This is a genomic window from Janthinobacterium sp. FW305-128, assembly GCF_020858135.1.
Lineage (GTDB): Bacteria > Pseudomonadota > Gammaproteobacteria > Burkholderiales > Burkholderiaceae_D > Janthinobacterium.
The window spans coordinates 349,561-360,384 of sequence record NZ_JACYMK010000005.1; the positions used below are offsets into that span (position 1 = coordinate 349,561).

At 67.0% G+C, this 10,824-nt stretch carries 7 protein-coding genes; 5 read left to right on the forward strand and 2 right to left on the reverse strand.

What is annotated here, in order from left to right; translation table 11 throughout:
* Positions 1-50: 50 nt before the first annotated feature.
* The 4 genes from IGS60_RS13470 (at position 51) to IGS60_RS13490 (ending at position 7,667) form a co-directional block, all read left to right on the forward strand.
* Complete coding sequence (locus IGS60_RS13470) at positions 51-1,826, forward strand: methyl-accepting chemotaxis protein (protein ID WP_070300218.1); 1,776 nt, start codon at positions 51-53, stop codon at positions 1,824-1,826.
* A gap of 353 nt (positions 1,827-2,179) precedes the next feature.
* Complete coding sequence (locus IGS60_RS28465; protein ID WP_306798485.1) at positions 2,180-3,781, forward strand: methyl-accepting chemotaxis protein; 1,602 nt, start codon at positions 2,180-2,182, stop codon at positions 3,779-3,781.
* Positions 3,781-4,827, forward strand: a complete 1,047-nt coding sequence (locus tag IGS60_RS13485) for a bifunctional diguanylate cyclase/phosphodiesterase (protein WP_070219917.1) — start codon at positions 3,781-3,783, stop codon at positions 4,825-4,827. The genes IGS60_RS28465 and IGS60_RS13485 overlap by 1 nt, the downstream gene beginning before the upstream one ends.
* Positions 4,828-4,925: 98 nt before the next feature.
* Positions 4,926-7,667, forward strand: coding sequence for a winged helix-turn-helix domain-containing protein (locus IGS60_RS13490; RefSeq protein ID WP_230504909.1), 2,742 nt, complete (start codon positions 4,926-4,928; stop codon positions 7,665-7,667).
* Between the two features lie 3 nt (positions 7,668-7,670).
* Here the strand turns inward: IGS60_RS13490 and IGS60_RS13495 are convergent, their stop codons facing one another.
* Positions 7,671-8,597: a lipase secretion chaperone gene (locus IGS60_RS13495; RefSeq protein ID WP_230504911.1), complete on the reverse strand. Its 927-nt coding sequence runs from the start codon at positions 8,595-8,597 to the stop codon at positions 7,671-7,673.
* A 10-nt stretch (positions 8,598-8,607) separates the two neighbouring features.
* Positions 8,608-9,522, reverse strand: coding sequence for a triacylglycerol lipase (locus IGS60_RS13500; RefSeq protein WP_121669814.1), 915 nt, complete (start codon positions 9,520-9,522; stop codon positions 8,608-8,610).
* 357 nt (positions 9,523-9,879) lie between these two features.
* Here IGS60_RS13500 and IGS60_RS13505 point away from each other — a divergent pair, with 357 nt between their 5' ends.
* Positions 9,880-10,533, forward strand: coding sequence for a TetR/AcrR family transcriptional regulator (locus IGS60_RS13505; protein ID WP_070220014.1), 654 nt, complete (start codon positions 9,880-9,882; stop codon positions 10,531-10,533).
* Positions 10,534-10,824 lie beyond the last annotated feature (291 nt).

The following is a 10,824-nucleotide window of genomic DNA, read 5'->3' on the forward strand; positions in this document are numbered from 1 at the left end:
CCAGCCCCAACTTCGCCAGCAGTCGTCGTGACTTTATAAAGGACCTAGCCATGTTTAAGAATTTACTGATCAAATGGAAGCTGGCGACGCTCGTTGCCGTGATGATGGTGGCCTTGCTGGTGGTGGGCATCAGCGGCTACACGGGCATCGCCACCGTGGGGACCGCCGTCAATGAGATCGGCGTGGTGCGCCTGCCGTCGATCCAGGGCCTGATGATGATGAACGAGGGCCAGACGGCCGTCGCCGCCGCCACCCTGACGGCCGCCATCTATGAAAACAATTACCAGGCACAGGACAAGTTCGCGGAAGCGCTGCAGCTGCGCACCAAGGCCTGGAGCAATATCGAGGCAGGCCGCAAGCTGTACGAGCCGCTGCCGCAAACCCCCGAGGAAGCCGTGCTGTGGAAGCGTTTCCTGGACGAATGGGCGGCCTGGAAGGGCGATGACGACAAGGTGCGCGCCATCCTGCGCCAGCTGGCCGACAACCGCGACGAGCCGCGGCAGAAAGAGCTGTTCGTGGCGTTTTACAAGCAGTACCAGGATTCGCGCAGCCTGTTCAGCAAGGCCGAAGCCACGCTCAACGAGATCATCAAGCTCAATAACGGCGTGGCCGATGCCAGCGTCAAGGAAGGCAGCGCCGCCGTGATCCGCTCGGAAAGCCTGATGGTCATCCTCGGCTTGCTGGCTTCCGCGCTGGGCATCGGCTGCGCCGCCTACATCACGCGGGCCATCACGCAGCCGATCAATTCGGCCGTGAAAGTGGCGCAAACGGTGGCCTCGGGCGACCTGACCAGCCACATCGAAGTGCACACGACGGAAGAAACGGGCCAGCTGCTGCAGGCGCTGAAAGACATGAACACCAGCCTCGTGAACATCGTCGGCCAGGTGCGCAGCGGCACGGAGACGATTGCCACGGCGTCGTCGGAAATTGCCAGCGGCAACCTGGACCTGTCCTCGCGCACGGAAGAGCAGGCCAGTTCGCTGGAAGAGACGGCGTCGTCGATGGAAGAGCTGACGTCCACCGTGCGGCAGAACGCCGACAACGCCCAGCAAGCGAATCAGCTGGCGCTCTCCGCCTCGGGCGTGGCCGTGAAGGGCGGCGCCGTGGTGGGCAAGGTGGTCGAAACCATGGACGCCATCAACGACTCGTCGCGCAAGATCGTCGACATCATTTCCGTCATCGACGGCATCGCCTTCCAGACGAATATCCTGGCCCTGAATGCGGCCGTGGAAGCGGCGCGAGCGGGCGAGCAGGGACGCGGCTTTGCGGTCGTGGCCACCGAGGTGCGCAATCTGGCGCAACGCTCGGCGGCGGCCGCCAAGGAAATCAAGACCCTGATCGGCGACTCCGTCGTGGCCGTCGACACGGGCAGCAAGCTGGTGGCCGAGGCGGGCAGCACGATGGCCGAAATCGTCTCCAGCGTGCAGCGCGTAACGGACATCATGGCGGAGATCAGCCTGGCGACGCAGGAGCAAAGCTCGGGCATCGACCAGATCAACCAGGCCATCGGCCAGATGGACCAGGTGACGCAGCAAAACGCGGCCCTGGTGGAAGAGGCGGCCGCCGCGGCCGAATCGCTGCAGGAGCAATCGGGCCAGCTGGCCCAGGTGGTCAGCGTCTTCAAGCTCGATGGCGCACAGGCGCCGGCCGCGCGCGTGAAGCCTGCCGCGCCGCGCGCCGCGGTGGCCAGCGCCGCGCCCAGGCGTCCCGCACCGGGTCCGGCATCGCCTCCCGCATCACGCCCCGCTGCAGGCCGCCCGGCCTTGCGCGCCGTGCCGTCCCAGCGCCAGAGCGCATCGCGCGACGACGAGTGGGAAGTGTTCTGACGGATTGACGGATTGACGGCGCCAGCAGGCGCTGACCGGACGGCCGCCCTGTGCGGCCGTTTTTGCATGTGCGCCCAAGCCCGCACTGCGGTTACTACTTACTAAAAAAACAGCGTTATAAAAATAGCTGTTTTGTCATCTAAGCAAATCTTTTCAAAACTTAACGCGACATTGCTTGTGAGATAACTCACACTGCCTGCCGTACCACCCTTGTTCCCGCCTCGGCCACATCCCGGCTGACCCCTCCGCCTGCTGCGTCCAGCCATTCGTGGCAGGCGGCAGCCATTGCCGTCAGCCTTGCATGCGAGCCCGACGCGGTGACCGATGATGCACCACATTGAAGGATGCGAATAATGATGGCAAATATGAAAATCGGCACGCGCCTGCGCTGCTCTTTTGCGTTGTTGACCTTGCTGCTGCTGGCGACTGCCGCGCTGGGCATGTTGCACCTGTCCAGCCTGGAGCTGCGCATGCGCGACGTGATCGATGACAAGTATCCGAAAACCGTGCTGGCCAACGACATCATCAAGAATGTCAACATCATCGCGCGCTCCTCGCGCAACCTGCTGCTGATGACGGAGCCGCAGCAGCTGGCGCAGGAGCGCGCGAGCATCGCCAGGGCGGGCGCGGACACGGAGCAGCGCCTGGCGCAGCTCGAACGCATCGTGCTGTCGGAGCAGGGACGCGCGCTGATGGCGGCCGTGACGCAGGCGCGCGCCACCTTCAACGAGGGCCGCGACAAGGTGCTGGCCCTGCTCGAGGCCGATGCGCGCGACGAGGCGGCGGAGCTGCTGCTCGGTACCGTGCGCAACGACCAGCTGCGCTACATGGCGGCGCTGGAAACCTTGATCACGCACCAGCACGACCGCATGGAAGAGGCGGGCGCCCAGGTGCACGCAGAATATCTGTCGGCGCGCACCATGATGCTGGCGCTGAGCGCCCTGGCCATCGGTTTCTCGCTGGTGACGGCATGGCTGGTCACGCGCAGCATCGTCCATCCGCTGCGCCATGCCTTGACCGTCGCGCAGACCGTGGCCGCCGGCGACCTGACATCGACCTTCGGCCGCCACGGCGGCGATGAAACGGGCAAGCTGCTCGACGCGCTGTGCATCATGAACGGTAACCTGCTCGAGATCGTGCAGCGGGTACGCAGCGGCACCGACACCATCGCCACGGCCTCGTCGCAGATCGCGGCCGGCAATAGCGACCTGTCGTCGCGCACCGAGGAGCAGGCCAGTTCGCTCGAACAGACCGCGTCGGCCATGGAGGAGCTCAGCTCCACCGTGCAGCAGAACGCGGACAATGCCCGCCATGCCAGCATCCTGGCCGTCGAGGCGGCAAACATCGCCGGCGCCGGCGGGCAAGCCGTGGGCCAGGTGATCCACACCATGGACGCCATCAGCGCGTCATCGTCGCAGATTGCCGACATCATCGGCGTGATCGACATGCTGGCCTTCCAGACGAATATCCTGGCCTTGAACGCGGCCGTGGAAGCGGCGCGCGCGGGCGAGCAGGGGCGCGGCTTTGCCGTCGTGGCAACGGAAGTGCGCAGCCTGGCGCAGCGCAGTGCCGCGGCGGCGCGCGATATCCGCGCCCTGATCGCCAATTCCACCCAGCAGGTCGACGCGGGCGCGGCCCTGGTCGCACAGGCCGGCGCCACCATGCAGGAAGTGGTGGCGGCCGTGGGGCGCGTGAGCCAGATGGTGGCCGACATCACGGCTGCCAGCGCCGAGCAAAGCACGGGCATCGGCCAGGTCAGCCAGGCCGTCGTGCAGATGGACGAGGTGACGCAGCAGAACGCCGCCCTGGTGGAGGAGGCTGCGGCCGCGTCGCAATCGCTGGAAGGCGAGGCGGCGAACCTGCTGCAGGTGGTCAGCGTGTTTCGCCTGCAGCAGGGGCCGGCGCACGCCTTGCCGCGCCGGAGCGCGCCGGCCGTGCCGCGCCTGCTGGCCTAGTGGCGCGCCTGGCAAGGTTCTGGCACGGCCCGCGCGCGCGGTCGCTGCTGTGCGCTGCGCTGGCCGTCTGCCTGCCGTTGGGCATCTGGCTGGACGATGCGCAGCCGCGTCACGTGGCGCTGGCGGGACTGGCGGCGCTGGCGCCGGGTTGCGCCATGCTGTGGCGGGCGCTGAATGGGCGCGGCGGCACGCGCATGGCGTCGGCGCGCAGCCGGGAGCTGCAGGCGCGCCTGGACAGCGCCATCGGCGACGGCGAATTCTGTTTTCACTACCAGGGCAAGTTTGATACGGCGCAACTGCGCCTGGTGGGCCTGGAAGCGCTGCTGCGCTGGGACCACCCGCGCCACGGCCTGATCTACCCGAATGCATTCATCGGCCTGGCCGAGCAGACCGACGCCATCGTCGCGCTGGGCAACTGGGGTATCGATGCCGCCTGCCGCCAGCTGGCGCAGTGGCGCGCGGCGGGCCTGCCCTTGGTGCCTGTCGCGGTGAATGTCTCGGCGCGCCAGCTGTGCCAGCCGCACTTGCCGGACTTCGTGCTGCGCTGCCTGCGGCGGCACGCCATCGTGCCTGGCCTGCTGGAGCTGGAAGTGACGGAAAGCTGCTGCATCGACGACATGGCGCAGGCGACGCAGGTCTTGCGCCGGCTGCGCGCGCTGGGCCTGGCCATTTCGCTCGATGACTATGGCACCGGTCATTCGGGGCTCAGCCATGTCAGGATGCTGCCGATTCACACCATCAAGATCGACCGCTGCTTCATCCGCGACCTGGGCAGCGCAGGCAGCGCAGATAGTGACACTGTGATCGTCGCCTCGACCATTGCGCTGGCGCGCGGCCTGGGCTTGCAGGTGCTGGCCGAAGGCGTGGAAAACGGCGAGCAGCTGGCGCGGCTGCGGCGGCTGGGCTGCCCCCAGGTGCAGGGCTTTTACCTGCACCGCCCGGCGTCCGCGGCCGACGTGGCCGCACTGCTGGCCGACGGTGCGCCGGCCGGCCTTGTAACAGTGCCGAAACATGGCGCCATGCGGCCTGGCGTGGATGCTCAGTAAAATATGGCCACTGCAAGCCGCATGCTTTAACACTTCTCCCCCACGCAAGAATGATAAACAGTCCCGTCCCGGCCTATGTCTTCGGCCCGTTTCGCCTTTTGCCGCTAGAACGCGTGCTGTTCGAGGGCGATCGCGCGCTGCGCCTGGGCAGCCGGGCCATGGACTTGCTGCTGGCCCTGCTGGAGCGCGCAGGCGACATCGTCGACAAGCATGAACTGGTGGCCATTGTCTGGCCCAATGCCGTGGTCGACGACGCGACCTTGCGCGTGCACCTGGCGGCACTGCGCAAGGCGCTCGGCGATGGCCGCGATGGCCAGCGCTACATCACCACCGTTCCCGGGCGCGGCTATGGCTTCCTGGCGCCGCTGGCGCACACGGGCCAGCCGGCGCCCGGAACGGCCGGCGCCGAGCCGCGGCACAACCTGCCCGTCATGCTGACGCGCATGCTGGGCCGCGCCGAGGCGCTGCAAACGATGGCCAACCAGCTGCTGCAATTGCGTCTGCTGTGCATTGCCGGTCCGGGCGGCATCGGCAAGACCACGCTGGCCGTCGTCCTGGCCACGCGCGTGCTGCGCCGCTATGCCGATGGCGTGTGTTTCGTCGACCTGGCGCCGCTGGACGAGGCCCGCCTGGTGCCGCTGGCGCTGGCCACGGCGCTGGGGGTGGCGGTGCCGGCCGGCGACGCCATGCCGGTCCTGCTGGCCTACCTGCGCCCGCGCCACATGCTGATCGTGCTCGATAACTGCGAGCACGTGATCGGCGCGGCCGCCATGCTGGCGGACGCCTTGCTCAAGGGCGCGCCGCTGCTGCACGTTCTGGCCACCAGCCGCGAGCCGCTGCGCATCACCAGCGAGCAGCTGCTGCGGCTGCCCGCGCTGGAATTGCCGCCGGCCGATGCCGTGCCCGACGCGGCGGCGGCCCGGCATTTCGCCGCGGTGCAGCTGTTTTGCGAACGCTGCGCGGCCGTCGACGGTGCTTTCGTGCTGGCCGACGCCGACGTGCCCGTGGTGGTGGATATCTGCCGGCGCCTCGACGGCATCCCGCTGGCGCTGGAGCTGGCGGCCGGGCGCATCGGCCATTTCGGCTTGCATGAATTGCGCCGCCAGCTCGACGACCGCTTTCGCCTGCTCACGCGCGGCGCGCGCAACATGCCCTTGCGCCACCAGACCCTGCGCGCCACCCTGGACTGGAGCTACGGCCTGCTCGACGCGCAAGAGCGCCAGGTGCTGCAGGCGCTGAGCGTGTTCAAGAGCCGCTTCCGCCTGGAGTCGGCCAGCGCCGTGACGGGCTGCGACGTGTTCGACACGCTGGCCGATCTGGCGGCCAAGTCCCTCGTCAGCATCGAGTTTTGCTGCCAGCACGTGTATTACCGGCTGCTCGACACCACGCGCGCGTATGCTAGCGCGCAGCTGGCCGCGGGCGGGAACGCCGGCGCCGTGCTGCGGCGCCATGCGCGCCATTGCCTGGGCCTGGCCGGACGCATCGCCGCCGACTGGGAGAGCATGCCGCCGGCGCACTGGAGCGCGCGCTACGGCCGCCATGTGGATGACCTGCGGGCCGCCATCGACTGGGCCTTCGGCGAGGAGGGCGACGTGGCGCTGGGCGTGGCCCTGACCCTGGCCGCGCAACCCCTGTTCTATCAGCTGTCGCTGATGGATGAATACCGCGTGCGCGTCGCGCGGGCGCTCGAGTGCATGGCCGCGCAGGCAGTGGATGACCCCGACAGCGAGATGCAGCTGCATGCCTCGCAGGCACACCTGCTGCTGCATACGCAGGGCGTCACCGGCACCATGCTGCGTTCGTTCCAGCGCGGCTATGCGCTGGCCATGCGCACGGACGATGACAGCCGCCGTGCGGAAGCGATTTGCGGCATGTGGATCTGCAGCCTGCAGCTCGCCGATTTCCAGCGCGCCGACAGTTACGTGGCCCAGCTGGCCCTCCTGTGCGAAGCGCGCGACGACACGGCGATGCGGCTGGTGCTGGCGCGCATGCGCTCGGCGGGCGAGTACTTGCGCGGACGCTACGCTGAATCGGCGGCGCTGGCGCGCATGGTGCTCGCGCATCCCGAGGGCGCCGGGCAGCTTGGCTTCAACAACGCCTTGCTGGCCGATCACCAGGTTTGCCTGCGCGGCACGCTGGCGCGCTGCCTGTGGATGCAGGGCCGCGCCGACGACGCACTGGCGCTGGCGCGCGAGGCGGTGACGGTGGGCTTCGAGCACAATGGCGTCACGCTGTGCGTGGCGCTGGCCATCAATGCCATTCCCGTCGCCCTGTGGTGCGGGCAGCGGGGACTGGCGCATGCCTGGACTTGCCTGCTGTGCGAGCACGCGGCCCGCTATGGCTTGCTGTACTGGAGCGCCTGGGGCGCCGCCTACCAGCGGCTGCTCGACGCGGGCGATACGCTGACGGAATTTCCCTGGCCTGCCGTGCGCAGCTGGCCGATACAGATCGATTTGATGGCCACGCTGCACGACGCGGCCGCCGATAGCCAGGCGCTGCGGCGCGCACGCACGGGACTGGCGCCATGGAGCGCGCCGGAAGTGCTGCGCCGCGACGCGCACCACCGCTGGCGGGCGCTGGCGCAAGACGATGCGGCCGGCCTGGAAGCGGTGCGCGTGCAGCTGGAAGAAGCGCTGCAGCTTGCCCGGGGCCAGCAGGCGCCGGGCTGGGAGCTGCGCTGCGCCACCAGCCTGGCGGCCGTGATGCAGGCGCAAGGCTACGGCGCCGCCGCGCATGCCATGCTGGCCCCGGTCCATGCCGGCTACCGGCAGGGGCGCGACACCACGGACGTGATGGCGGCAGCAGCTTTGCTGGCGCGGTTGCTGGCGCAGCTGGCTTGATGGCTATTCGTAGGCACCCAGCCGGCGCTGTTCCTCCGGCGTGAAACTGGCGTCGCGCAGCTGCTGCAGCGCTGCAGCATCCTGTGCGCCGCCGGGCAGGCCCGCCTGCTGCGCCTTTTGCGCCTGGTAAGCGATGATGCGCTGCTGCCACTGCGATTCCTCGCGGTCCAGTTCCGCCAGGCGCGCCGCCGCCGCCGGCGTGAAGGTGCTGGCACGCAGGCGGTAGACTTCATTCTCGCCGCCGCCCTGGGCCCGCAACGCCTTCACCGAGGCGTCCAGCTGCGCCACCCTGACGGGTGCGTCGCGCGCATCGCGCTGGGCGGGCGACATTTTCTGGTCCAGCACGGCCAGTTGCGCCTGGCGCTGCGCCTCGTCGAGCGAGGTGTCGCCGAGGATAGCCATGCGCGCCACGGCATCGTCGTCATATGCGTCGCTGGCGCCGAACAGGCCTGCGCTTTCCTCGGGCGTAAAATAATTGCCGCGCAGGGCGCGCATCGCTTGCAGGCGCGCGCGCGCCGCCACGGCGGGATCGGCCTGCGCCGGCAAGGCCTGTTCCGCGCCGGCCAGCGCCTGCTTGTATGCCAGGTAAGCGCCCAGCAGGCGCTTGGCTTCGCGGGCGGGGACGGGCGCGAGGCGCCGGTCCAGTTCTGCTTCGATCTGGCTGCGGATGGCGGTCAGCGGTTTTTCACCGAGGCCCGCCAGGTAGTAGTCGAACAGGTGGCCCAGTTCCGCGTCGACCGCCAGCTTGTCGCCGGCGGCCACCGTCACGTTGCCGTCGGGCCGCGTGCCTTCCATCGAGCGCACGAACGCGAACAGGTCCGGTTCCGCCTTCTCCGGCGGCGGGGCGGGCGGCTCCCCCGGCCGCAATGCCAGGTACAGGACCAGGGCCGCCAGGCTGCCGCCGATGAGCCATCTCGCGTTCGTGCGCATCGCAGCCTCCTTACAGTCCCAGGCCTTGCAGGCGGTTGGCCTGCTGGCGGAAGACGGTGACGGGGTTCGTCTCGAACAGGTTGACGATGCCGACGAACTGGTTGACTTCATCGAGGTGGTTCATGGCGTAGTCGTCGCGGATCACCTTGCCCAGGTGGCTGGAGCAGCTGCTGACCAGACCATCGTTCTTCACGCCGCCGAAGGCCAGGCTGATGGCCGCCAGCGCCGGGTCGCCCACGTCGAGCACATTCGTGTACGGTTGCGCGCCGCTCCACGAAAAGTAGTGCACGCCCTGCACCTGGTAGGCCCCTTCGCCGCAGGAGGAGGTGGGCACGCCTTGCGGATGGCGGCTATTGAAGGCCAGCGAACCTGCCGTGGACAGCGAGGTGAGCGAGGCGCCCGCGTTTTGCGGCAAGCCCTTGTTGCCCGACAAGATGCCGATCAGGGAAGCGAGCGCATTGCCCAGCGCGCCGCTGGTGTTGGGAATGGCGCCGCTGAGGATATCGGCCACCTTGGAACCCTTGTTGACGCCGGCCACGCTGGTGACGGACGCCACCAGGTCGGGCCGCACGGAGGCGACATAGCGGGCCGTGGGGCCGCCGTGGCTGTGGCCGATCAAATTGACCTTGGCCGCGCCGGTGGCGGCGAGGATTTGCCGCACCTGCGACAGCAGCTGCTCGCCGCGCACTTCCGTGCTGTTGGCGGCCGAGACGGTGGTCACATACACTTGCGCGCCGCCGCTGCGCAGGGCGTCGGACACGCCATAGAAATAGTCGACGGGCCCCAGCTTGTCGAAGCCGAACAGGCCGTGCACGAGCACGATCGGGTACTTCGTTTGCGTGTAACCGGCGGCGCCGGCGCTGCCGGGCAGGATGGCGAGGGAAAGCAGCAGGGTGGATAGCAGTTGCCAAAAGCGAGTCTTCATTTTGTCTCCGTTATTATTGAATAGTGGAAATGTCGATGCTGTAGCGATGAACCGTGCACTCCTTACATTCTCGATGCATTAAAAATAGCGAGCGCTCGGTTTTTTGAATGTAGCACCGCTGGATTTAAATTGCTGTGAATTGCATGATGCAGCGCAATAACTGTGCGCATTTGGCGTTGCGTATGGGTCCATTGCATAGTTGAAAGGTCAAATAGTTGTTTTCCTGAGCTATAATCGGCCCCGCATCCGCCGTCCCGCCGTCTTGCAGCGCCGCCCAGGTGCTGTCTTACATTGCTCATACACCGTTACTTGGGAATGCACTTGTCGACCCATTTTAATTTTGAACAGTTTCAGCAGATGACGCCTTTAAATGGCGAAAACATCTGGGAATATATTCTTGACCGCCACGCGGAGCGCATCGGCGTCAAACGCCGCAAGCCGGCGCTGGAAAATCTCGAACGCATCTTTGTCGCCACCTTTCGCCTGGCCAATGACGTGGGTTTCCGCGCCATGAGCTTGCGCGACCTGTGCCGCGAAACGGGGCTGTCGATGGGCGGCCTGTATGGCTACATCACCAGCAAGGATCAATTGGCCGAAATGATCGAGGACGTGGTGCGCCACGCCACGCAAGCCTTGCCGCTGCTGTTCGTTGACGTGAAGTCGCCGCTGGACCGCCTGGAGGCGATGATACGCTCGTCGATCTACCTGTCCGAAGTGCTGCAGCCGTGGTTTTATTTCGTCTTCATGGATTCGCGCGTGCTGCAGGTGGAGCAGCGCAGCATGGCGAAAAATTCCGAGCTGTATGTGCAGACCCTGATCGCCGCCACCATCGCCGAAATCGAACCGAAGCCGCAGGGCGATCCCACCCTGCTGGCGGCGCACTGCCTGGCCCTGTTCCAGGACTGGTACGTGAAACGCTGGAAGTACCGCGCGGCGAAGGTCAATGTCGACGATTTTGCCGACAGCGTAGTCGGCACGGTGCGCGGATATTTGAGCATGGCCGCTGCGTAAGCCTCTGCGGCACCTGTCGGGTTACGCCGTCCCGGCTAACCCGACCTACGACTGGCGATTGATGCAGTAAGAGGCAGGTCGGATTAGCGAAGCGTCATCCGACAAGATACGGTGTAAACCGCTGCGGCACCTGTCGGGTTACGCCGTCCCGGCTAACCCGACCTACGACTGGTGATTGATGCGGTAAGAGGCAGGTCGGATTAGCGAAGCGTAATCCGACAAGATACGGTGTAAACCGCTGCGGCACCTGTCGGGTTACGCCGTCCCGGCTAACCCGACCTACGACTGGTG